Raw genomic sequence first — 22543 nt, 5'->3', positions numbered from 1 at the left:
TGGGCACCGGGAAGGCATGCGGTCCCCCCTCGCCGGCATCCTGGCGCCGACCCTTCTGCTCGCCGCCTGCTCGAGCGGGGCGTCGGACGAGGACGCCGGCTCCGTCGCGGTGCCGCCGACGACCTCGGCCCCCACCGGGGCGCCCGCGCTGGAGGTCGAGGTGGTGGCCGACGGGCTCGACCACCCGTGGGACGTCGCGCAGACCGAGGACGGCACGCTGCTGGTCGACGAGCGCGCGGGTGGCTTCACCGCGGTGCTCCCCGACGGCACCGTCCAGGAGGTGCGGGCCGACTTCGGCGACCTGTTCGCGACGGGGGAGACCGGCCTGATGGGGTTGGCGCTGGACCCGGACTTCGCCGCGAACCGCACCTTCTACACGTGCCAGGGCGTCGAGGACGGCGACGGCGCGGGGATCGAGGTGATCTCCTGGACCGTCGCCGACGACTGGACCTCGGCCACCCGGGTCCAGGACCCGCTGATCGGCGGCATCCCGGTCAACGAGGGCTCCGGGCGGCACGGCGGCTGCCGGCTCGAGTTCGGCCCGGACGGCGCGCTGCTCGTCGGCACCGGCGACAACGCGGTCGGCACCACGCCGCAGGACCTCGGCTCGCTGGCCGGCAAGGTGCTCCGCGCGGACCCGGCCACGGGGGAGGCGCTGCCGGACAACCCGTTCGCCGCCCCCGACGACGGCGCGGACGACCTGATCTACACCTACGGGCACCGCAACGTGCAGGGGCTGGCCGTCCGGCCCGGCACGGAGCAGATCTACTCGGTCGAGCACGGCCCCGACCGCAACGACGAGGTCAACCTGCTGCGACCCGGTGGCAACTACGGCTGGGACCCGGTGGGCAGTGGGGTCTACGACGAGAGCGTCCCGATGACCGACCCGGAGATCGAGGCGGCGGTGCCGGCGGTCTGGGACTCCGGCGCTCCGCCCATCGCGCCGAGCGACGGCACCTTCCTCGACGGCGACCGGTGGGGCGACTACGACGGGCTCCTCCTGCTCGGTGCGCTCCGGGGGCAGCACGTCGTGGCCCTCCGCCTGGACGAGTCCGGCTCCCTGGTCGAGCAGTTCAGGCTGCCGGAGCTGGACGGCACCTACGGGCGGATCCGCACCGTCGAGCAGGGCACCGACGGTGCGCTGTACGTGACCACCGACAACGGCGACGACGACCGGCTGCTCCGCGTCACGCCGGCCGGCTGAGCAACCGGTCGCGGACCCGCGCCGGCACGGGGACGCCGGCGGGCAGCAGCGGGCAGGGCTCCGGCTCCCCGGCCACCGTGCGCAGCGGCAGCACCCCCGCCCAGACCGGGTCCGGCACCTCGGGGCCCTCGACATCGCGCTCGTCGTCGCCGGGCGGGCCGGTGCGGATCTTCACGCTGGCCTCGGTGAGGTCGAGGGCGAGCACCGCGGTCGCGGCGAGCTCCTTGCGGTCGGGCAGGCGGGTCGCCGTCCAGGAGCCGGGGGCCAGCTGCTCGGTCAGCACCCGGAGGCCGAGCAGCCGCTCGTCGTCGTCCTCGACCAGCCGGGCGCGGCCGTGGACGACGGCGCACCGGTAGTTGACCGAGTGGTGGAAGGCGGAGCGGGCGTACACGACCCCGTCCAGGTGGGTGACGGTGAAGCACACCGGCGCCCCGGCCGCGGCCGCCCGCAGCGTCGCGGCGCCCGTCGAGCCGTGCAGGTAGAGGGTGTCGCCGTGCCGCCCGTAGCCGGTGGGCAGCACGACCGGCGCCCCGCCGAGCTCGATCCCGAGGTGGCCGATCAGCCCGGCGTCGAGCACGGCGTGCAGGTCGGCGCGGTCGATGCGCGCACGCTTGCTGCCGCGGCGCACGGTGCTGCGGGCGGTGGGGGAGAGCGGGGTGGCGGCGTCCATGCGTCGATCCTGCGTCCCCGTGGTGGCCCTCCGGAACGGCCAATGCGCTAGCTTTCCGGCAGGCCACCTGGAGGAGGACCGTGAGCGGCATCCCGCCCCTGCTGCTGGACCGCGCGTCGGGCACCCCGCTGTCGGTGCAGCTCGCCGACGCCCTGCGGGCCGCCGCCGCCGAGGGGACGCTGCGCCCCGGTGACCGGCTGCCGTCGACGCGTGAGCTCGCCGGTGCGCTCCGGGTCAGCCGCACGGTCACCGCCGCCGCCTACGACCAGCTGCTGGCCGAGGGATGGGCCGGAGGACGGCGGGGCGTGGGCACGTTCGTGCTGGGCGCGGCGCCGTCGTCGCCGGCGGCCGCCGCGCCCCCGCCGCGACGGGGGCCCGCCGTCCCTGCGCTGGTCGACCTGCGCGCCGGGTCGCCCTGCCTCGAGGTGCTGGACCGGGCGGTCTGGCGGCGTGCCTGGCGGGCGGCCGGCGACGCGCCGCCGGACGCCGGCTCGGACGCCGCGGGTGATCCGGCGTTCCGGCGGGCGGTGGGGGAGCACCTGCTCCGGCACCGCGGGCTGGTCGCCGGCCCGGACGACGTGCTCGCGACCGGGGGCACCTCGGCGGCGGTGGGCGAGGTGGCGCGCACGCTGCCGCCGGGCAGCCGGGTGGCCGTGGAGGACCCCGGCTACCAGCGGGTCGCCGGCGCGCTCCGCGCCACGGGCGTGCAGGTCGTGCCGGTCCCCGTCGACGACGACGGCCTGGTCGTCGACGCGCTGCCCGCCGGCCTGGCCGCGGTCTACTGCACGCCGGCGCACCAGTACCCACTCGGTCGGCGGATGTCCGCCGCGCGACGGCTGGAGCTGGTGGCCCGGGCCCGCGCCGAGGGGTGGTGGGTGCTCGAGGACGACTACGACGGCGAGCTGCGCTACGACGTCGCCCCGCTGCCGCTGCTGGGTGCGCTCGGCCCCGACGTCGTGGTCCACCTGGGCACGACGAGCAAGATCCTCAGCCCCACGCTCGGGATCGGCTGGCTCGTGGCGCCGGATGCGCTCCGGGTGGACCTGCTGGCCCGCCGCACCGCCACCGGTATCCGCCCGTCCCGGGCCGGGCAGCGGGTGCTGACCGCGCTCGCCACCTCCGGCGACCTGGCCCGCCACCTGCGCCGGCTGCGCAAGGAGCTGGCGGGACGGCGGGCGGAGGTCCGGGCGGCGGTGGCCGCGGCCGGGGTCGTCGCCGAGGGCGACCCCGCCGGTGCCCACGTGCTCGTGCCGCTGCGGGGCGTCACCGTGGAGCACGCCGTCCTGGCGGCGGCCGCGCGGCACGGCGTGGCCCTGGACGGTCTCGGCCGGCACCACCTCGACGGCGACGACGGCCGCCGGGCGGGGCTGGTGCTGGGTTTCGCGGCGCCGACCCGGGCGGAGCTGCGCCGGGTGCTGCCCGTGCTCACCGCGCTGCTCGCCGAGCACGCCGGGCGAGGGTCAGGTCAGCAGGGCGACCAACCCGGTGCCGAGCAGGACGACCACCGCGAGCCACAGCAGCATGCGCAGGGCACGACGACTGCCGCGCCTGTTCGACCGCAGCCCTGACGCCAGGTCGCCCCACTGGTCGATCTGACCGGCGGGCGAGAGGGGCTCCCGCTCGTACCGCTCCATGCCACCAGCATCCTCGCAACGGCGTCGGGCCCGCCTCCTGGGGAGGAGACGGGCCCGACGGCTGTCGTCCGGAGGACGACGGTGTTACTGCCCGACGGTCCAGGTGTCGCCGCCGGCGAGCAGCGCGTCGAGGTCGCCGGGGCCCTGGAGGCGCGCCTCGTGCAGCTGCTCGGCCATCATCTGCTCGTAGGTCGGCTTGCGCACCGACCGGAAGACGCCCATCGGGCTGTAGCGGAGGTCCTGCGAGGACAGCCGGGACAGCGCGAACGCGTAGGACGGGTCCTCACGGGTGGCGTCGTGGACGACGATCTCGCTCGCGTCGACCTGGTTGCTCTCGGCGATCCGCAGGCCACCGAAGTCGTCGCGGACCACGCAGGAGGCGCCGTCCGGGCCGAACACCAGCGGCTTGCCGTGCTCCAGGGGGATCGTCCACATCGGGCCCGTGGAGGAGTCCTTGAGCAGGTCGAACGCGCCGTCGTTGAAGATGTTGCAGTTCTGGTAGATCTCCACCAGCGCCGTGCCCTGGTGCTCGGCGGCCTGCCGCAGCACCTCGGTGAGCCCCTTGCGGTCGGAGTCCATCGCCCGGCCCACGAAGGTGGCGTCGGCGCCGAGGGCCAGCGAGACCGGGTTGAACGGGTGGTCCAGCGAGCCCATCGGGGTGGACTTGGTGACCTTGCCGACCTCGGAGGTGGGCGAGTACTGGCCCTTGGTCAGCCCGTAGATCCGGTTGTTGAACAGCAGGATCGTCATGTTCACGTTCCGCCGCAGCGCGTGGATCAGGTGGTTGCCGCCGATGGAGAGCGCGTCGCCGTCCCCGGTGACGACCCAGACCGAGAGGTCGGGGCGCGAGGCGGCCAGGCCGGTGGCGATCGCCGGCGCGCGGCCGTGGATCGAGTGCATCCCGTAGGTGTTCATGTAGTACGGGAAGCGCGACGAGCAGCCGATGCCGGACACGATGACCATGTCCTCGCGGGCGATGCCGAGGCTGGGCAGGAAGCTCTGGACCGCGTTGAGGATGACGTAGTCACCGCACCCGGGGCACCAGCGGACCTCCTGGTCGGTCTTGAGGTCCTTGGCCTTGAGCGTGGTCTGCTTCTCGCCCTGGCTCTCGACGGAGGCGGCGATGGCGTCCGCGATCGGGCCTTCGGTGGGCATGCCGAGGTCGATGGTGGTCACTGGGGTGCTCCGTTCGCAGCGGCGGGCTTTCCGGTGTCGATGGCGTCCTGGATGACGGCGGCCAACTCGGCGGAGCGGAACGGCATCCCGCGCACCTGGGTGTGGCTCTGCACGTCGACGAGGAACTTGGCGCGCAGCAGCAGCGCCAGCTGGCCCAGGTTCATCTCCGGGCAGATCACCCGGTCGTACCGGGCCAGGACCTCGCCGAGGTCGGCCGGGAACGGGTTGATGTGCCGCAGGTGGATCTGGGCGACCTTCCGGCCGGAGGTCCGGATCCGCCGGCAGGCGGCGCCGATGGGGCCGTAGGTGGAGCCCCACCCGATGACGGCGACGCGCGCGTCGCCGTCGGGGTCCTCGACGTCGGTGGCCGGGATGGACGCGGCGATGCCGTCGATCTTGGCCTGCCGGGTGCGGGTCATGAAGTCGTGGTTGGCCGGATCGTAGGAGATGTTGCCGGTCCGGTCGGCCTTCTCCAGCCCACCGATGCGGTGCTGCATGCCCGCGGTGCCCGGGATGGCCCAGGCCCGGGCCAGGGTCTCGGGGTCGCGCAGGTAGGGGAGGAACTCGCCGTCCTCGCCGTTGGGCTCGGTGGCGAAGCCCGCCGCGCCGCTGAGGTCGGGGAGCGAGTCGGTGGCCGGGATCGCCCACGGCTCGGCGCCGTTGGCGAGGTAGCCGTCCGAGAGCAGCATGACCGGCGTCCGGTAGGTCAGCGCGATCCGCGCCGCCTCGACGGCGGCGTCGAAGCAGTCGCCGGGGGAGCGCGGGGCGATGACCGGCACCGGGGCCTCGCCGTTGCGGCCGAACATCGCCTGCAGCAGGTCCGACTGCTCGGTCTTCGTCGGCAGACCGGTGGAGGGGCCACCGCGCTGCACGTCGACGATGACCAGCGGCAGCTCGGTCATGACGGCGAGGCCGATCGTCTCGGCCTTGAGCGCCACCCCGGGACCCGACGTCGTCGTGATGCCCAGCGCGCCGCCGAAGGAGGCGCCGAGGGCCGCGCCGATGCCGGCGATCTCGTCCTCGGCCTGGAAGGTGCGCACGCCGAACGCCTTGTGCCGGGACAGCTCGTGGAGGATGTCCGACGCCGGGGTGATCGGGTAGGCGCCGAGGAACACCGGCAGCCCGGCGCGCTGGCCGGCGGTCACGAGCCCCAGGGCGAGCGCCTGGTTGCCCGAGATGTTCCGGTAGCGGCCCGGCTTCATCGGGGCCGGCTTGATCTCGTAGGAGACGGCGAAGGCCTCGGTGGTGTCGCCGTAGTTGTAGCCGGCGCGGAACGCGGCGATGTTGGCCGCGGCGATCTCCGGCTTCCGGCGGAAGGTGCGCTCGAGGAAGCGGATCGTGCCCTCGGTGGGGCGGTGGTACATCCACGAGAGCAGGCCGAGCGTGAACATGTTCTTGCTGCGCTCGGCCTCCTTCTTGCCCAGGCCGGAGTCGGCGAGCGCGTCCAGGGTCATCGACGTCAGCGGCACGCTGACGGTCTGCCACCCCTCGAGCGAGCCGTCGTCGAGCGGGTTGGTGGCGTAGCCGACCTTGGCCAGGTTGCGCGGCGTGAACTCGTCGGAGTCGACGATCAGCAGGCCACCACCGGGGAGTTCGCCGAGGTTGGCCTTGAGCGCGGCCGGGTTCATCGCCACGAGGACGTCCGGGGCGTCGCCCGGCGTCATGACGTCGTGGTCGGCGAACTGCAGCTGGAAGGAGCTGACACCCGGCAGGGTGCCCGTCGGCGCCCGGATCTCGGCGGGGAAGTTGGGCAGCGTCTTCAGGTCGTTGCCGAAGGACGCCGTCTCGCTGGTGAAGCGGTTGCCGGTCAGCTGCATGCCGTCGCCGGAGTCACCGGCCAGCCGGATGACGACGCGGTCGAGCTCCACGACGCTCTTGAGGAGCCCGCCGGGGGCCGAGCTGGACACCGTGGTGGCCAGGGCGCCGTTCGAGTCCGAGGGCGCGACGGTCGGGTTGGTGCCAGTCATCAGCGGTCTACCTCCACCGGGCGAGGTTACGTGCGTGTGTCGGCGGCCGGGCTGTGCAACCGGACACGCTGCAGCGGCGACGATTTCACCGCGTTCGGGGGTGACAACCGTGCCGGTGGCCCCGTCATTCCACCGGGGGACGGCGGGAACGGGGGCCCGGAGGACGACGTTGGAGCGGACGTGCATCGCTGGAACAACGGACTGAAGACCGCCCTGCTCCTGGGCCTCATGGGTGGGCTGATCCTGATGGCGGGTGCGCTCATCGGCGGGCGCGGTGGCCTGCTCATCGCGCTGGTGATCGCGCTCGGCGTCAACGGCTACGCGTACTTCAACTCCGACAAGCTGGCGCTGCGGTCGATGCGGGCCTTCCCGGTCACGCAGACCCAGGCGCCCGCGCTCTACGCGATCGTCCGCGAGCTGGCCACCGAGGCGCGGCAGCCGATGCCGCGGCTCTACGTCAGCCCGACGGCGCAGCCCAACGCCTTCGCCACCGGTCGCAACCCGCGCAACGCCGCCGTCTGCGTCACCCAGGGAATCCTGGAGCTGCTGGACCGCCGGCAGCTGCGCGGTGTGCTCGCCCACGAGCTCTCGCACGTCTACAACCGCGACATCCTGATCAGCTCGGTCGCCGCCGCCATGGCCACGGTGATCACCTACCTGGCGCACATGGCGATGTTCGCGTCGCTGTTCGGCGGGCGGTCGGACGAGGACCGCGGCGGCGGCAACATGATCGGCGGGCTGCTGCTCATGCTGCTGGGCCCGCTCGCCGCCGGGCTGGTGCAGATGGCGGTCAGCCGCAGCCGCGAGTTCCAGGCCGACGCGTCGGGCGCCGCGCTGTCGCAGGACCCGCTGGCGCTGGCCGACGCGCTGCGCATCATCGAGCGGGGGACCGCCGCCCGGCCGCTGCCGCAGGAGGAGCGGCTGGTCACCCAGAGCCACCTGATGATCGCCAACCCGTTCCGCGGTCAGGGGATGGCGTCGATGTTCGCCAGCCACCCGCCGATGCCGGAGCGGATCGCCCGCCTGGAGCAGATGGCCCGCGAGCTCGGCCAGCGCTGAGGGAGGACCCCCGTCCCGCGCACCACTCGCACGCTCGTGGTGGGACTCCGGGCGGGGGCCGTCCCGTCAGGTCACCGGTAGTTGTCGAACTGCAGGGCGACGTCGAGGTCCGCCCCGCGCAGGAGCTGCTGCACCGCCTGCAGGTCGTCGCGCTTCTTGCCGCTCACCCGCAGCTGGTCGCCCTGGATCTGCGCCTGGACGCCCTTGGGGCCCTCGTCGCGGATCAGCTTGGCGATCTTCTTGGCGGTGTCGGACTCGATGCCCTGCTTGATCGTCGCACCGATCCTGTAGCCCTTGCCCGAGGACTGCGGCTCGCCGGCGTCGAGCACCTTCAGCGAGATGCCGCGCTTGATCAGCTTCTCCTTGAAGACCTCGAGCGCCGCGGCGACCCGCTCCTCGGTGTCGGCCTGGAGGGTGACGCCCTCCTCCCCGGCCCAGGCGATGGTGGCGTTGGTGCCGCGGAAGTCGAAGCGCTGGGAGAGCTCCTTGCCCGCCTGGTTGAGGGCGTTGTCGACCTCCTGCCGGTCGACCTTGCTCACGACGTCGAAGGATGCGTCGGCCATGTCGTTCCTCTCCGTGCGGGACGGCCCGCCGCAGCGGCCCGTCGGTGGGGACCCGTTCCGTGCCGGGGCCCTTCGTCTTGTTACTCTCTCCCGCGTACCAATCGCGGCGGGTTGCCCGAGTGGCCAATGGGAGCGGACTGTAAATCCGTCGGCTTAGCCTACGAAGGTTCGAATCCTTCACCCGCCACGCCCGGTACGACGGCCCCCGACCACCAGGTCGGGGGCCGTCGCCGTTCCGGCCCGGGGTCAGGGCAGCGTGGGCGCCCGGGCGCTGGAGACGGCGGTCCGCTCCAGCTGCTGCCCGCCGAGGAACAGCCAGCCGAAGGCGATGTCGACGTAGCGGGTGCACCGCACGGTCACCTCGGCGCCGTCGGTCTCGGCCCCCCAGCTGTCCAGCCGCAGCCCGCCGTCGGCCAGCTGGTCGGCGACGGCGGCCTGCGCCGCGGCGCGGGTGAGCGGCAGCTCCGTACCGACCCCCCGGGCGTAGACGACGGCCTCGTCGGCCTGGTTCGCCGCGGCGAGGGCGGCGCCGTCGCACACCGACTGGACCTCCTGCTGCTCCAGGAAGGCGTCGGAGGCGGCGATGGCGCCGAAGGTCATCAGCGCGGCGATCAGCCAGCACACCAGGACGAAGGGCAGCGTCGAGCCGCGTTCGCGGTCGTCCTGGCCGGGGTGCACGCGGCAGCGTAAGCACCCGGCGACCGTCGTCCACCACCTGTGGACACGATCTGTGGACACTGTGGACGGCGGTTCACCCGTCCGGCGCACGCCCGGGGGATGCCTGTGGACGACGGCCCAGGGCAGGACGGCGGCAGGGTGGCGCAACCCCGCATGAGACCCCTCCCTGTCGCGCGCCCATATCACTAATCGTGTGACGACTGTGGCGGTTGGTCACGACATGACGACGAGCACGGCGTGTCAGCCGCGACATGCTTGTGGCCGGTCGTGACGGGAAGGAGTGTCTCCCGCGCGGTCCGTATTCGACGACGCTCTGCCCCCGCGCGTGGATGGCTGCCGCTACAGCCAATCAGTCATGCCCAGAGGGAGGCGCCATGAACAGCACCGATCAGCGAGCTCGTGGACTCAAGTGGACCCGTGGTCTGAAGTGGACGCGTCAGGCGGCCTGACCGTCCCCACGTGCACCGGCACAGGGCAGTCGTTCCGCGGAACGGCTGCCCTGCGCCGTCCCCCCCGGTGAACGGCGTGTTTCGCTCCTGGGCCTACTGACTCTTCCGGGGCGGATGGGGCTGGTGGTGACTGATGTCGCTGTTAGCCTTCGCCCGCCCTATGACCCGGGAGAGAGCAGTTGCAGGTGGCTGAGCAGGACGTCCGTGTGCCGCGTCGGCCGCGTGCCGTGCGCAGCCCCTGGACCGTGGCCGCGCTCGGCCTCGGCCTGGCCCTGCCGCTGTTCGTCGCGCTGCTCGGGTCCGGCGTGCGCGAGACGGCCGTCCCCGTGCTCGTCGCGGTCCTCCTGGCGGCCATCGCGGCCGAGTCGATCAACGTGCACGTCGAGTTCCGGCGGCAGAGCTTCCACAGCTCGGCCAGCGAGCTCACCTTCGTCATCGCGCTGCTCGAGGTGGGCGGGACCTGGACGGCGGTCACCCGGGCGGTGGCGGTGGCGGTCTTCCTGCTCGCCCAGCGCCTCCCCTCGGCGAAGATCGTCTTCAACGTCGCCGTGGCGATCATCGAGACGGCCGTGGCCGTCGGCGTCCTGGCCGTCCTCCCCACCCCGGCGGTGACGTCGCCGGCCACGTGGCTCTCCTGCCTGGTGGCCGTCCTGGCCGCGAACCTCGCCTCCGCAGCGCTGATCGCCGCGGCCATCACCGCGACCCAGGGCTATCCGGGACGGCGGTACTGGAGCAGCCTCACCATCCCGGTGTTCGTGGTCGGGCCGGTGGCCGTGCTCGTGGGCCTGGCGATCCTGCTGCTCCTGCACGCCACCCTGTGGTCCTGGGTGCTCATCGCCCCCCTGGCCCTCGCGCTGGTGCTGGTCTACCGCCGCTTCGCCGGGGTGACCCGCGAGAGCCACTCCCTCGAGCGGGTCTACGAGTTCGCCCGCCGGGTCGAGCAGGTGGAGCCCGACGACGCCGGCACGCGGCAGATCGTCCAGGCCGTGCGCGAGCTGCTCAACGCCGAGCGGGTGGCCCTCTGGCTGCCGCCCTACCTCGACGAGGGGCCCCGGCTCGTGGTGGCCACCGAGGACGGCGCCGACTGGTACGACGGGCCCGGCGACTCCGACGACCCGCTGCGCCGCCGCGCGGTCGCCTCCACCGGCGGGGCGATCCGCGTCTCGGTCGGCCGCGCCGACGAGGGCGAGACCGCCGCGCTGGCCCGCCGGGGCGTGTCCGAGCTGCTGGGCGCGCCGGTGACCACGGCCGCCGGTGAACCGGGCTATCTCGAGGTCTGCGACCGCCGCAGCGACATCGTGTCCTTCGGCCGCAGCGAGCGCGGCGCGCTGGATTCCATGCTCACCCACGTCAACGCCGCGATCCGGCAGCAGCAGCTGCTGACCCGCATCCGCTACGACGCCGACCACGACCGGCTCACCGGACTGCCCAACCGGCAGCGGCTCGCCGACGAGGTGAGCCGGCTGGTGTCGGCCGGCGGTGGCGGTCAGGCGGGGCTGATCCTCGCCTCCCTCGGCACCTACGCCGACGTCACCGACACCCTCGGCCACGCGGCCAGCGACGAGCTGCTGCTGGTCACCGCCGGCCTGCTGCGCGAGCACGCCCCGCCCCGGGCGCTCCTGGCCCGGATGGAGCGCGAGCAGTTCGCGGTGCTGCTCCCCGGCCTCTCCCTCGCCGCCACCGAGCAGGCCGCCCGGCGGCTGCGGGAGGCCGCGGCCACCCGTGTCCGGGTGGCCGGGCTGGACCTGGAGGTGTCGCTGACCATCGGCGTCGCCGCCGCCCCCGTGCACGGCGCCGACGCCGGGACGCTCATGCAGCGGGCCGACGTCGCCCTGCTGGCCGCGGGGAGCTCCGGCGGCGTGGCCAGCTACCACCCGGTGCTCGACCAGCAGAGCCTCCGCCGGCTGCAGCTGGGCACCGAGCTCGAGCACGCCATGGCCGCCGGCCAGATCGGCGTCGTCTACCAGCCGGTCATCGACGCGCACACCTCCGACATCGTGTCGGTGGAGACGCTGGTGCGCTGGACGCACCCGCGCTACGGGAGCATCCCGCCCGAGGACGTCATCGGGCTGGCCGAGCAGGTGGGCCGGATCGGTGCCGTCACCGACCACGTCCTGGACCTCGCCCTGGCGCGCTGCCGCCGCTGGCTGGACCAGGGGATCTCGCTGTCGGTCGCGGTCAACGTCTCGGCGTGCTCGCTGAGCGAGCCGGACCTCGTCGAGCGGATCCGGGGTGCTCTGGCGCGGCACCAGGTGCCCGGTGAGCTGCTCGTCCTGGAGCTCACCGAGAGCAGCGTCATCGACGACTCGGTGCGCGAGAGCACGGTCCTGGAGGACCTCCACGACCTCGGGCTCCGGCTGTCGATGGACGACTTCGGCACCGGCTACTCGTCGCTGTCGCAGCTGCGGCAGCTGCCCATCGACGAGCTGAAGATCGACAAGTCCTTCGTGCTCACCATGGCCACCAGCCAGGGGGAGTCGTTCATCGCGCGCTCGATCATCGAGCTGGCCCACAACCTGGGGCTGTGCGTCGTCGCCGAGGGCGTCGAGGACGAGATGACGCGCAACCTGCTGATCGCCATGGGCTGCGACAAGCTGCAGGGCTTCCTGATCAGCCGGCCGCTGCCCGAGGACCGGCTGGAGAAGTGGCTGCTCGCACGCACCGGCGTGCGTTCCGCCGCACCCGGTGCCACCCACCGCCGGCTGTTCGTCCGGACGTGACTGCTAGAGTCTCCCCCGCACGGTTCGGGAGGGACCTGCGCCCCGGCGCAGACCCGGCCACCACGGCCAGGTACAGTCTTCGACGGCTCCGAGCACGCCCCTTTAGCTCAGTCGGCAGAGCGTCTCCATGGTAAGGAGAAGGTCTACGGTTCGATTCCGTAAAGGGGCTCTGGCAGTAACCTGACCTACCGGTCCTGTCGCGAGACCGGCCCGCGAGGTCATCCCGGCGGTGTAGCTCAGCCTGGTAGAGCAAGCGGCTCATAATCGCTGTGTCACCGGTTCAAGTCCGGTCACCGCTACTCACGACGGACCCCGCACCCCGGGGTCCGTCGCCGTGTCGGCACTCGTGCCGGCCCGGCAGCAGGGCCCGCCCCGCGGCCCTGTCCCACAAGGCTAGGAGAGCTCCATGGCAGCCACCGACGTCCGTCCGAAGATCACCCTGGCCTGCCAGGAGTGCAAGAACCGCAACTACATCACCCGCAAGAACCGGCGGAACGACCCCGACCGGCTCGAGCTGAAGAAGTACTGCCCGCGCGAGCGCAAGCACACGCTGCACCGCGAGACCCGCTGACCGCGGTCCGCGACTGAGCAGGAGGGCGGGAGCATGACGCTGGACCGAGGACTGGTCGGGCGCAGCTACCCGCCCTCTGCCGTCCACGAGGTCGGCCGGGTGGCGCTCGCCGAGTTCGCCGCCGCGGTCGGTGCCACCGATCCGGTGCACCTCGACCCGGAGGCCGCCCGCGCCGCCGGCCACCCCGACGTCATCGCGCCCCCGACGTACGCCGTCGTCGTGTCGCTGGGCGCCGCGAACGTGGTGCTGGAGGACCCGGACGTCTCCCTGGACTACAGCCGGGTGGTCCACGGCGAGCAGCGGTTCGCCCACCACCGGCCCATCCGCGCCGGCGACCGGCTGGTCGCCACCACCAGCATCGAGGCCGTGCGCAGCGTCGGTGGCAACGACCTGCTGACCACGCGGGTCGAGCTGACCACCGAGGACGGCGAGGCCGTCTGCACGGCGACCACGATGCTGGTCGCCCGCGGAGCGGACGGGGGAGCGGCATGAGCCGGCCGGAGGTAGCCGTCGGGACCGAGCTGCCGGAGCGGACCTTCCCGGTGACCCGCGCCGACCTGGTGCGCTACGCGGGCGCCTCCAAGGACTTCAACCCCATCCACTGGAGCGATCGGGTGGCCACGGCCGTCGGTCTGCCCGGGGTCATCGCGCACGGCATGCTCACCATGGCGCTGGCTGCCCGCGCCGTCACCGAGTGGACCGGCGATCCGGCGTCCCTCGTCGAGTACCAGGTGCGCTTCGGCCGGCCCGTCGTCGTGCCGGACGACGACGCCGGCGCCGAGATCGTGGTCCGCGGCCGGGTGTCCGCCGTGGGGGACGACGGCCGCGCCCGGATCGACCTGACGGTCACCAGCTCCGGCGAGAAGGTGCTCTCGCTCGCCCGCGCGGTGGTCCGGCTGCCGTGACCGGCCGCCGGACCACCGTCGTCCTGCCCGGTGCGCTCCCGCTCTGCGGCTGAGCCGCTCAGTCCGCCTGACCGAGCAGGCGCTGCATGCGGGTGACGCCCTCGACGAGGTCGTCGTCGCCGAGCGCGTAGGACATGCGCACGTACCCCGGGGTGCCGAAGGCCTCGCCGGGGACGACCGCCACCTCGGCCTCCTCCAGGACGAGCTCGGCCAGCTCGACGCTGGTCTGCGCCGTGCGCCCGGCGATCGGCCGGCCCAGCAGCCCCTTCACCGACGGGTAGACGTAGAACGCGCCCTGCGGCTCGGGGCAGGCGATCCCGGGGATGTCCCGCAGCATCGACACGATCGTCTGCCGCCGCCGGTCGAAGGCCTCGCGCATGGTGGCGACCGCGGAGAGGTCACCGTTCAGCGCCGCCACGGCCGCGGCCTGCGAGACGTTGGCGACGTTCGACGTCGCGTGCGACTGGAGGTTGGTCGCGGCCTTCACCACGTCCGCCGGGCCGATGATCCAGCCGACCCGCCACCCGGTCATCGCGTAGGTCTTCGCGACCCCGTTGACGACCACGCAGCGGTCGGCCAGCTCCGGGACGACCACCGGCATGGACGGCGCGGTCACGCCGCCGTAGGTCAGGTGCTCGTAGATCTCGTCGGTGAGCACCCACAGGCCGTGCTCGACGGCCCAGCGGCCGATCTCCTCGACCTGCTCGAGGGGGTACACCGCGCCCGTCGGGTTGGACGGCGAGCAGAACAGCAGCACCTTGGTGCGCGGGGTGCGGGCGGCCTCCAGCTGGGCGGCCGACACCAGGTACCCGCTCTGCTCGTCGGCGACCACCGGCACCGGGACGCCGCCGGCCAGGCGGATCGCCTCCGGGTAGGTGGTCCAGTAGGGCGCGGGCAGCAGGACCTCGTCACCCGGGTCCAGCATGGTGGCCAGCGCCTCGTAGACCGCCTGCTTGCCGCCGTTGGTGACCAGGACCTGTGCGGGCGTCACCCGGAGGCCGGAGTCGCGCGCGGTCTTGGCGACGATCGCCTCCTTGAGCGCCGGCAGCCCGCCCGCGGGGGTGTAGCGGTGCATGGCCGGGGTGCGGGCCGCGGTGATGCCCGCCTCGACGACGTAGTCGGGCGTCGGGAAGTCCGGCTCCCCGGCGCCGAAGCCGATCACCGGCTTGCCGGCGGCCTTGAGCGCCTTCGCCTTGGCGTCCACGGCCAGGGTCGCGGACTCGGTGATCGCGCCGATGCGGCGGGACACGCGTCGCTCGGTGGGCGGCAGCGGGGTCGAGGGGGCGGCGGACTCCGAGGAGGAGGCGGCGGTCATGGCACCATCGTGTCAAAGACCACCGTGCGCGCGTGGCCCGGTCGTTGCCCCTCGCGCGCATCCGCCCCCGGGTGGGCCCCGGACGGGAGGTTGGCTCCCGGCGGAATCGGTCCCGTACACTTGCCACCCTGGGGCAGTTGACCCCGCCACCGGCGTGCCCCGGATCTCCCCCGAGGTCGGGTGCCGTCATGGCGAGGACGCCGTCCCGGGCCCGCCCAGGGCACAGGGGTGTAGCTCAATTGGCAGAGCAGCGGTCTCCAAAACCGCAGGCTGCAGGTTCAAGTCCTGTCACCCCTGCCAGCAGGACAACGGAAGCACCGACCGACGGCCCTCGCGCGAGCGGCCACCACCACGAGGCGAGCGAGGCGCAGTGAGCGACGAGAAGCCGGACCGCGAGGACGACGCACGCGCGGCCTCCGACGGCGAGCTCACCGACGAGCAGCTCGACCGCGAGGCCCCGGGGGTCGACGACGCGTCCGCGCTCGAGGCCGCCGAGGACGAGATCGCCGGCGAGGCCCAGGCCGACGAGGACAAGGTCGTCGCCGGCTCGGGCGACCGGCGCGGCCGCCGGCGGGGCCGGATCACCGCCGACGGCGACGAGGACGACGAGGCGGCCGCCGGCACCGGGCGGGCCGCGCGGTCGGCCACCGCCTCCGGCCGGGACGGCGCCGGGACCCGCTCGCGGGCCGCGGCGGAGCGGGCCCGCGCCGAGGAGATGAAGCCCCGCCGCTCGCTGGCGCGCTTCCTGCGGGAGGTCGTCGCCGAGCTGCGCAAGGTCATCTGGCCGGGCCGCCGCGAGCTGATCACCTACACCACCGTGGTCATCATCTTCGTGGCGTTCGTCGTCGCGCTCGTGGCCGGCCTCGACCTCCTCTTCGCACAGGGCGTGATCGCCGTCTTCGGCTGACCGTCGTCCCGCGCCTGAACACCCCCTGACAAGGAAGAGACACCCTGTGACCGACCCCCGCGAGCCCTTCGACACCGACAGCGCGGTCGAAGGCACCGACCTGGACGACGCCCGCTTCGACGAGCGCGGCACCGCCGACGTCGAGACCGGCGCCGGCGAGACCGGTTCCGCCGAGGGGTCCAGCGACACCGCCGACCTCGACACCGACACCGCCGTCTCCGACGTGCCGCCGGAGATCGAGGGCGGCGACCCGGACACCCTCGCCACCGACCCGATCGCCGGGGCGGCCCCCGACTCCGACGTCGAGCCGGAGGAGGACGAGGACCCTGCCGAGGCGATGAAGAAGGCGCTGCGGATCGCCCCGGGCGACTGGTACGTCGTGCACTCCTACGCGGGCTACGAGAACAAGGTGAAGACCAACCTCGAGGCGCGCATCCAGTCGCTGGACGTCGAGGACTACATCTACCAGATCGAGGTGCCCACCGAGGAGGTCACCGAGATCAAGAACGGCAAGCGTTCGCAGGTCAACCGCAAGGTGCTGCCGGGCTACCTGCTGGTCCGCATGGAGCTCAACGACGAGTCGTGGGGCGCGGTCCGCAACACCCCCGGTGTCACGGGCTTCGTGGGCGCCACCTCCAAGCCCTCGCCGCTGACCCTCGACGAGGTCGTCAAGATCCTGGTGCCCGCCACGGCGCCGCAGGCCCCCCGGGCCACCGAGGCCGCCGCGTCGACCGGCGGCGCCCAGGCCGCGCCGGCCGCCGTCGTCGACTTCGAGGTCGGCGAGTCGATCACCGTCATGGACGGTCCGTTCGCGACGCTGCCCGCCACCATCAACGAGATCAACGCCGAGCAGCAGAAGCTGCAGGTGCTGGTCTCGATCTTCGGCCGCGAGACGCCCGTCGAGCTGTCGTTCAACCAGGTCAGCAAGATCTGAGCGCTCGACGGCGCCCAGAGCACCAGCTGATCCACCACCGATAGAAGGAAGTCATGCCCCCCAGGAAGCGGTTGACCGCGGTCATCAAGCTCCAGATCAAGGCCGGTGCGGCCACCCCCGCGCCGCCCGTGGGTCCGGCGCTCGGCCAGCACGGCGTCAACATCATGGAGTTCTGCAAGGCCTACAACGCGGCCACCGAGTCGCAGCGCGGTGACGTCGTCCCGGTCGAGATCTCGGTCTTCGAGGACCGGACCTTCACGTTCGTCACCAAGACCCCGCCGGCCGCGCGCATGCTGCTCAAGGCCGCCGGTGTCGAGAAGGGCTCGGGCGAGCCGCACAAGACCAAGGTCGCCACGGTCACCCGTGACCAGGTCCGCGAGATCGCCCAGACGAAGATGGTCGACCTCAACGCCAACGACCTCGAGCAGGCCGAGAAGATCATCGCCGGCACCGCCCGGTCGATGGGGATCACCGTCCAGGGCTGACCAGCCCGCACCCGCACCACCCAGCACCTGTGGGAGGGCCTCGCCAGGCCCGGACACCACATGACCGGGGCCCTGCTCATGAAGGACGGGGCCCCCGGAGAGGACACATCATGGCGAAGCACGGCAAGAAGTTCCGCGCCGCGGCCGACAAGGTCGACCGGGACACCCTGTACAGCCCGCTCCAGGCCGCCTCGCTGGCCAAGGAGACGTCGACGACCGCCTACGACGCCACCGTCGAGGTCGCCATGCGCCTGGGCGTCGACCCGCGCAAGGCCGACCAGATGGTCCGCGGCACGGTCAACCTGCCCCACGGCACCGGCAAGACCGCCCGCGTCATCGTGTTCGCGACCGGTGACAAGGCAGCCGAGGCCGAGGCCGCCGGCGCCGACGTCGTGGGGTCCGACGACCTGATCGAGCGGATCCAGGGCGGCTTCCTCGACTTCGACGCCGCGATCGCGACGCCGGACCAGATGGCCAAGGTCGGCCGGATCGCCCGCATCCTCGGCCCCCGTGGCCTGATGCCGAACCCGAAGACCGGCACCGTGACGCCCGACGTCACCAAGGCCGTCAACGACATCAAGGGCGGGAAGATCAACTTCCGCGTCGACAAGCAGGCCAACCTGCACCTGGTCATCGGCAAGACGTCGTTCGACCAGACCAAGCTGGTCGAGAACTACGCCGCCGCCCTGGACGAGGTCCTCCGGGCCAAGCCGTCCTCGGCCAAGGGCCGGTACGTCAAGAAGGTCACCATCTCCACCACGATGGGCCCGGGCATCCCGGTCGACCCGAACCGCACCCGCAACCTGACGGTGGACGAGCCCGCCTGAGCGAAGCGCCCCGAGGGCCCCGCAGCGCACGTCGCTGCGGGGCCCTTGCGCGTTCCGGGGGGACCGCCTCCCGGCGACGTGTCGACATGGCGTACTCTTGCCTGCGTTCCCCCCAAGACCGCTGGTCGTCGCACGTCCGCGTGCGATCGAAGGTCCGCAGATGTCGGGCGACCCGCGCAGGAGGACGGTCCGGTAGCCGGGCGCCGTCGTGCGCCCGCCCATCGCCCCGTGCGCCCTGCGCCGGGGCGTTCCGTGTCTCCGGGGCCTCGATCGCCCGTCGTCGTGCAGCGTCCAGTGGTCGCCCGACAGACGAGAGGAGGCCCATGCCCACGCAGGCGAAGGCCGCGGTGATCGACGAGATCACCGAGCGGTTCCAGTCGTCCAGCGCAGCGGTGCTCACCGAGTACCGCGGGCTGACCGTGGCGCAGCTGACCCAGCTGCGTCGTTCCCTCGGTGAGGGCAGCAGCTACGCCGTCGTCAAGAACACCCTGACGAAGCGGGCGGCGGACCAGGTCGGGCACACCGACCTCGGCCCGCTGCTCAACGGCCCCACCGCGATCGCCTTCATCCAGGGCGACGTCGTCGAGGCCGCCAAGGCCATCCGCGACTTCGCGCGCGCCAACCCGCTGCTGGTCGTCAAGGGTGGTGTCGTCGAGGGCCGCACCGTCAGCCCCGCCGAGGTCACCGCCCTGGCCGACGTCGAGCCGCGCGAGGTGCTGCTGGCCAAGCTGGCCGGCGCGATGAAGGGCAACCTGACCAAGGCTGCCGGGCTGTTCCAGGCCCCGCTGTCGCAGGTCGCCCGGCTGGCCGCCGCGCTGCAGGAGAAGAAGGCGGCCGACGCACCGGCCGCCGAGGCTCCCGCCGGCGACACCGCTGCTGCTGACACCACCACCGACACCGACACGGCCGCCCCGGCCACCGATTCGCCGGCCGCCGACGCGGCCAGCGACGACTGATCCCAGAAGGAGACACCATGGCCAAGCTTTCCAGCGCCGAGCTGCTCGACGCCTTCAAGGAGATGACCCTCCTCGAGCTGTCCGACTTCGTGAAGCAGTTCGAGGAGACGTTCGACGTCACCGCGGCTGCCCCGGTCGCCGTCGCGGCCGCCCCGGCCGCCGGTGGCGGTGGCGGCGGTGCCGAGGCCGCTGTCGAGCAGGACGAGTTCGACGTCATCCTCGAGGCTGCCGGCGACAAGAAGATCCAGGTCATCAAGGAGGTGCGCGGCCTGACCTCGCTCGGCCTCAAGGAGGCCAAGGACCTGGTCGACAACGCGCCGAAGCCGGTCCTGGAGAAGGTCGCCAAGGACGCCGCTGACAAGGCCAAGGCCGCCCTCGAGGGCGCCGGCGCCACCGTCACCGTCAAGTGACCCCCTCCCGGGCCTAGCCCGGGATCGCACCACCCCGCACAGGGGCCGTCCTCCATCGGAGGACGGCCCCTGTCGCATGTCCGGGTGGTTCTCGGCCGGTAGGGGGAGACCTGGGTCACCGGAACCCCGTGACACACGTAACCTTCGCCGCACCCGTTCGTTACTGACCGGTAGTGACGCGACGCGATCTCTCCGCATGCGGAGTCGACCGTGCGCCGCGCACTGCCGGGACCGTCGACGCGGCGGGGACGGGGAACCGGCGGGAACGGTCGGAGCGGAGGCAGGGGACACGTGGGCGTCGCAGTCGAGGTCTCGGGGCTGACCAAGTCGTTCGGCAGCCAGAACATCTGGAGCGACGTCACGCTCACGCTGCCGCCCGGGGAGATCTCGGTGCTGCTCGGGCCGTCGGGCACCGGTAAGTCGGTGTTCCTGAAGTCGCTGGTCGGCCTGCTGAAGCCCGAGAAGGGCTCGATCGTCATCTCCGACACCGACATCGTCCGCACCAGCGAGTCCCGCCTCTACGAGATCCGCAAGCTGTTCGGCGTCCTGTTCCAGGACGGTGCGCTGTTCGGCTCGATGAACCTCTTCGACAACATCGCCTTCCCGCTGCGCGAGCACACGAGGAAGAGCGAGTCCGAGGTCCGCCGGATCGTGCTCGAGAAGATGGACATGGTCGGCCTGCAGGGCGCCGAGGGGAAGCTGCCCGGGGAGATCTCCGGCGGTATGCGCAAGCGCGCCGGCCTCGCCCGCGCCCTGGTGCTCGACCCCGAGATCATCCTCTTCGACGAGCCGGACTCCGGCCTCGACCCGGTCCGCGTGGCCTACCTCAACCAGCTGATCGTCGACCTCAACGCCCAGATCGACGCCACCTTCCTGATCGTCACGCACGACATCGGCACCGCCCGGACCGTGCCGGACAACCTCGGCCTCCTGTTCCGCCGCCACCTCGCCATGTTCGGCCCCCGCGAGCAGCTGCTCACCTCCCAGGAGCCGGTCGTCCGCCAGTTCCTCAACGGCCGCCGCGAGGGCCCGATCGGGATGAGCGAGGAGAAGGACGTCGCCCAGGTCGAGGCCGAGATGGCCGCCCTCGAGGCCCGCGGCGGCGACGCGCACAACGGCATCGGGCCCAAGGGCGCCAGCGGCGGGGACGCGGTGCCGCCGCAGCTGGACCCCTCGCCCGGCCTCCCCGAGCGCAGGGCGGTGCGCCGCCGGCAGGAGCGGGTCGCCCGCATGCTGCACGAGTTCGACCCCGCCACCGCCGAGGCGATCCGGGCGTCGCTGCCGGCGGACCTCCTCGCGCGGACCGGCGCCGGCGCGGCCGCCCCGACCGGCGGCACGGGTGGGCGGCACTGGGCTCCCGAGCCCGGCGCCGACCCGGGCGGCTCCGCCGCCACGATCGTCCTGCCGCGGTCCGGTGGGGACCGATGACGGCCACCGGTGAGCCGGGAGCACCCGGGCTGCTGGACGGGAAGTACTCGCCGACCCGGCCACTGGCGGCCAGCGGCAACCTGTTCGCCTTCGCGCTGGACGTCCTCCGGGCGCTGCCCAAGCGGCCGTTCCAGCTCCGCGAGTTCATCCAGCAGACCTGGTTCGTCGCCAGCGTCACGATCCTGCCGACGGCGCTGGTCGCGATCCCCTTCGGGGCCGTCATCGCGCTGCAGCTCGGATCGCTGACCCGGCAGCTGGGCGCCCAGTCCTTCACCGGCTCGGCGTCGGTCCTGGCCGTCCTCCGCGAGGCGAGCCCGATCGTCACCGCGCTGCTCATCGCCGGCGCCGGCGGGTCGGCGATCTGCGCGGATCTCGGCGCCCGCAAGATCCGCGACGAGATCGACGCCATGGAGGTCCTGGGCATCAGCCCGATCCAGCGGCTGGTGGTGCCCCGCGTGCTGGGCGCGATGCTGGTGGCGGTGCTGCTCAACGGCCTGGTCAGCGTCGTCGGCGTGGCCGGCGGGTACTTCTTCAACGTCGTCCTGCAGGGCGGTACGCCAGGCGCCTACCTGGCCTCCTTCAGCGCCCTGGCGCAGGTCGAGGACTTCTGGTCCGGCGAGATCAAGGCCCTGGTCTTCGGGCTCATCGCCGGCATCGTGGCCGCCTACAAGGGGCTCAACGCCGGCGGCGGGCCGAAGGGCGTGGGTGACGCGGTCAACCAGGCGGTGGTGATCACGTTCCTGCTGCTGTTCGCGGTCAACTTCGTCATGACGGCGCTGTACTTCCAGCTCGTCCCCCCGAAGGGGGCGTGATGGCCCTCCTCTCGCCGACCGACCGCATCCGGGTCCGTGCGCGCAGGGTCGTGCGCACCGTCTACCGGCGGCCGCTGGACACCCTCGACGACCTCGGCGACCAGCTGGGCTTCTACGGCCGGGCGCTGGGCTGGGTGCCGCGCACGCTGCGCCGCTACAAGCGGGAGACGTTCCGGCTGCTCGCCGAGGTGACCTTCGGCTCCGGCGCGCTGTCCGTCATCGGCGGCACGGTCGGCGTCATCGCGTTCCTGTCGTTCTTCACCGGGACCGAGGTCGGGCTGCAGGGCTACGCGGCCCTCGACCAGCTCGGCACCTCGGCGTTCACCGGCTTCCTCTCGGCGTACTTCAACACCCGGGAGATCGCCCCGCTGGTGGCCGGCCTGGCGCTCTCGGCCACGGTCGGGTGCGGCTTCACCGCCCAGATCGGCGCCATGCGCATCAACGAGGAGATCGACGCGCTCGAGGTCATGGGGGTGCCGTCCCTGCCCTTCCTGGTCACCACCCGGATCGTCGCCGGCTTCATCGCCGTCGTCCCCCTGTACGTGCTCGGGCTGCTCAGCAGCTACTTCGCCACCCGCACCATCACCACGCAGGCCTACGGGCAGTCGACCGGCACCTACGACCACTACTTCAACCTGTTCCTGCCGCCGCAGGACGTCTTCTGGTCGTTCCTGAAGGTGCTCGTCTTCGCCGTCGTGATCATCCTCAGCCACTGCTACTACGGCTTCCGCGCCGGTGGCGGACCCGCCGGTGTGGGGCTGGCGGTGGGCCGGGCGGTGCGGTTCTCGATCGTGGCGGTGATGGTCATCGACCTGTTCCTGTCGCTGGCCATCTGGGGCTCGACGACGACCGTGCGGATCGCGGGGTGAGCGG

22 protein-coding genes and 4 tRNA genes are annotated in these 22543 nt (G+C 72.7%); 20 read left to right on the top strand and 6 right to left on the bottom strand.

Annotation, left to right across the window (positions count from 1 at the left end):
• The first annotated feature begins 16 nt into the window (after positions 1-16).
• Positions 17-1204, top strand: coding sequence for a PQQ-dependent sugar dehydrogenase (locus ACI79T_RS04230; protein WP_456608796.1), 1188 nt, complete (start codon positions 17-19; stop codon positions 1202-1204).
• Here ACI79T_RS04230 and ACI79T_RS04225 read toward each other — a convergent pair.
• Positions 1188-1874, bottom strand: coding sequence for a pyridoxamine 5'-phosphate oxidase family protein (locus ACI79T_RS04225; protein WP_456608795.1), 687 nt, complete (start codon positions 1872-1874; stop codon positions 1188-1190). The two genes, ACI79T_RS04230 and ACI79T_RS04225, sit on opposite strands and share 17 nt — an antisense overlap.
• 80 nt (positions 1875-1954) lie before the next feature.
• Here ACI79T_RS04225 and pdxR point away from each other — a divergent pair, with 80 nt between their 5' ends.
• Complete coding sequence (gene pdxR / locus ACI79T_RS04220) at positions 1955-3442, top strand: MocR-like pyridoxine biosynthesis transcription factor PdxR (protein ID WP_456608794.1); 1488 nt, start codon at positions 1955-1957, stop codon at positions 3440-3442.
• 150 nt (positions 3443-3592) lie between these two features.
• On the opposite strand, the gene ACI79T_RS04215 is transcribed toward pdxR, so the two are convergent.
• Together ACI79T_RS04215 and ACI79T_RS04210 are read right to left on the bottom strand one after the other, a co-directional pair.
• Positions 3593-4684, bottom strand: a complete 1092-nt coding sequence (locus ACI79T_RS04215; RefSeq protein ID WP_456608793.1) for a 2-oxoacid:ferredoxin oxidoreductase subunit beta — start codon at positions 4682-4684, stop codon at positions 3593-3595.
• On the bottom strand, positions 4681-6651 hold the full coding sequence (locus ACI79T_RS04210; protein ID WP_456608792.1) for a 2-oxoacid:acceptor oxidoreductase subunit alpha: 1971 nt from the start codon (positions 6649-6651) through the stop codon (positions 4681-4683). Before ACI79T_RS04210 ends, ACI79T_RS04215 begins: the two co-directional genes overlap by 4 nt.
• Positions 6652-6831: 180 nt before the next feature.
• Between ACI79T_RS04210 and htpX the strand changes: the two genes are divergently transcribed.
• Entirely contained in the window at positions 6832-7710 is an 879-nt protein-coding gene (htpX, locus tag ACI79T_RS04205) for a zinc metalloprotease HtpX (protein WP_456608791.1), read from the top strand.
• Between the two features lie 71 nt (positions 7711-7781).
• Here htpX and ACI79T_RS04200 read toward each other — a convergent pair whose 3' ends face one another.
• Complete coding sequence (locus tag ACI79T_RS04200) at positions 7782-8273, bottom strand: YajQ family cyclic di-GMP-binding protein (RefSeq protein WP_456608790.1); 492 nt, start codon at positions 8271-8273, stop codon at positions 7782-7784.
• Positions 8274-8378: 105 nt separating this feature from the next.
• Between ACI79T_RS04200 and ACI79T_RS04195 the strand changes: the two genes are divergently transcribed.
• Positions 8379-8460: transfer RNA gene (locus tag ACI79T_RS04195), tRNA-Tyr, on the top strand.
• 59 nt (positions 8461-8519) lie between these two features.
• On the opposite strand, the gene ACI79T_RS04190 is transcribed toward ACI79T_RS04195, so the two are convergent.
• Positions 8520-8951: a pilus assembly protein TadG-related protein gene (locus ACI79T_RS04190; protein ID WP_456608789.1), complete on the bottom strand. Its 432-nt coding sequence runs from the start codon at positions 8949-8951 to the stop codon at positions 8520-8522.
• A gap of 634 nt (positions 8952-9585) precedes the next feature.
• Here ACI79T_RS04190 and ACI79T_RS04185 point away from each other — a divergent pair.
• The 6 genes from ACI79T_RS04185 (at position 9586) to ACI79T_RS04160 (ending at position 13596) form a co-directional block, all read left to right on the top strand.
• Complete coding sequence (locus ACI79T_RS04185; protein ID WP_456608788.1) at positions 9586-12120, top strand: putative bifunctional diguanylate cyclase/phosphodiesterase; 2535 nt, start codon at positions 9586-9588, stop codon at positions 12118-12120.
• 96 nt (positions 12121-12216) lie between these two features.
• Positions 12217-12289, top strand: a tRNA-Thr gene (locus tag ACI79T_RS04180).
• A 56-nt stretch (positions 12290-12345) separates the two neighbouring features.
• Positions 12346-12419 (top strand) — tRNA-Met (locus ACI79T_RS04175).
• Positions 12420-12526: 107 nt separating this feature from the next.
• The gene (gene rpmG / locus ACI79T_RS04170; protein ID WP_014378026.1) at positions 12527-12691 is read left to right on the top strand and encodes a 50S ribosomal protein L33; all 165 of its coding nucleotides are present in this window, start codon (positions 12527-12529) and stop codon (positions 12689-12691) included.
• A gap of 33 nt (positions 12692-12724) precedes the next feature.
• The gene (locus ACI79T_RS04165; RefSeq protein WP_456608787.1) at positions 12725-13183 is read left to right on the top strand and encodes an FAS1-like dehydratase domain-containing protein; all 459 of its coding nucleotides are present in this window, start codon (positions 12725-12727) and stop codon (positions 13181-13183) included.
• Complete coding sequence (locus tag ACI79T_RS04160) at positions 13180-13596, top strand: MaoC family dehydratase (protein WP_456608786.1); 417 nt, start codon at positions 13180-13182, stop codon at positions 13594-13596. The genes ACI79T_RS04165 and ACI79T_RS04160 overlap by 4 nt, the downstream gene beginning before the upstream one ends.
• 58 nt (positions 13597-13654) lie before the next feature.
• Here ACI79T_RS04160 and ACI79T_RS04155 read toward each other — a convergent pair whose 3' ends face one another.
• Positions 13655-14911, bottom strand: coding sequence for a pyridoxal phosphate-dependent aminotransferase (locus ACI79T_RS04155; RefSeq protein WP_456608785.1), 1257 nt, complete (start codon positions 14909-14911; stop codon positions 13655-13657).
• Between the two features lie 224 nt (positions 14912-15135).
• On the opposite strand from ACI79T_RS04155, the gene ACI79T_RS04150 reads away from it, so the two are divergent.
• The 10 genes from ACI79T_RS04150 to ACI79T_RS04105 all read left to right on the top strand — a co-directional run bounded on the left by ACI79T_RS04150 (position 15136) and on the right by ACI79T_RS04105 (position 22539).
• Positions 15136-15211, top strand: a tRNA-Trp gene (locus ACI79T_RS04150).
• Positions 15212-15281: 70 nt separating this feature from the next.
• Entirely contained in the window at positions 15282-15818 is a 537-nt protein-coding gene (secE, locus tag ACI79T_RS04145; RefSeq protein ID WP_456608784.1) for a preprotein translocase subunit SecE, read from the top strand.
• A 46-nt stretch (positions 15819-15864) separates the two neighbouring features.
• The gene (nusG, locus tag ACI79T_RS04140) at positions 15865-16752 is read left to right on the top strand and encodes a transcription termination/antitermination protein NusG (protein WP_456608783.1); all 888 of its coding nucleotides are present in this window, start codon (positions 15865-15867) and stop codon (positions 16750-16752) included.
• A gap of 53 nt (positions 16753-16805) precedes the next feature.
• Complete coding sequence (rplK, locus tag ACI79T_RS04135; RefSeq protein WP_269192785.1) at positions 16806-17237, top strand: 50S ribosomal protein L11; 432 nt, start codon at positions 16806-16808, stop codon at positions 17235-17237.
• A 110-nt stretch (positions 17238-17347) separates the two neighbouring features.
• A complete protein-coding gene (gene rplA, locus ACI79T_RS04130) occupies positions 17348-18064 on the top strand; it encodes a 50S ribosomal protein L1 (protein ID WP_456608782.1) in 717 nt (238 codons plus the stop codon).
• A gap of 323 nt (positions 18065-18387) precedes the next feature.
• A complete protein-coding gene (rplJ, locus tag ACI79T_RS04125; protein WP_456608781.1) occupies positions 18388-19020 on the top strand; it encodes a 50S ribosomal protein L10 in 633 nt (210 codons plus the stop codon).
• A gap of 17 nt (positions 19021-19037) precedes the next feature.
• A complete protein-coding gene (gene rplL, locus ACI79T_RS04120) occupies positions 19038-19430 on the top strand; it encodes a 50S ribosomal protein L7/L12 (RefSeq protein ID WP_456608780.1) in 393 nt (130 codons plus the stop codon).
• A 291-nt stretch (positions 19431-19721) separates the two neighbouring features.
• Complete coding sequence (locus tag ACI79T_RS04115) at positions 19722-20858, top strand: ABC transporter ATP-binding protein (RefSeq protein WP_456608779.1); 1137 nt, start codon at positions 19722-19724, stop codon at positions 20856-20858.
• Positions 20855-21670, top strand: coding sequence for an MlaE family ABC transporter permease (locus ACI79T_RS04110; protein ID WP_456608778.1), 816 nt, complete (start codon positions 20855-20857; stop codon positions 21668-21670). The genes ACI79T_RS04115 and ACI79T_RS04110 overlap by 4 nt, the downstream gene beginning before the upstream one ends.
• Positions 21670-22539, top strand: a complete 870-nt coding sequence (locus tag ACI79T_RS04105) for an MlaE family ABC transporter permease (protein WP_456608777.1) — start codon at positions 21670-21672, stop codon at positions 22537-22539. Before ACI79T_RS04110 ends, ACI79T_RS04105 begins: the two co-directional genes overlap by 1 nt.
• Positions 22540-22543 lie beyond the last annotated feature (4 nt).

The organism is Blastococcus sp. SYSU DS0619, from assembly GCF_054051035.1.
This window is presented reverse-complemented; position numbering and strand designations above follow the sequence as displayed.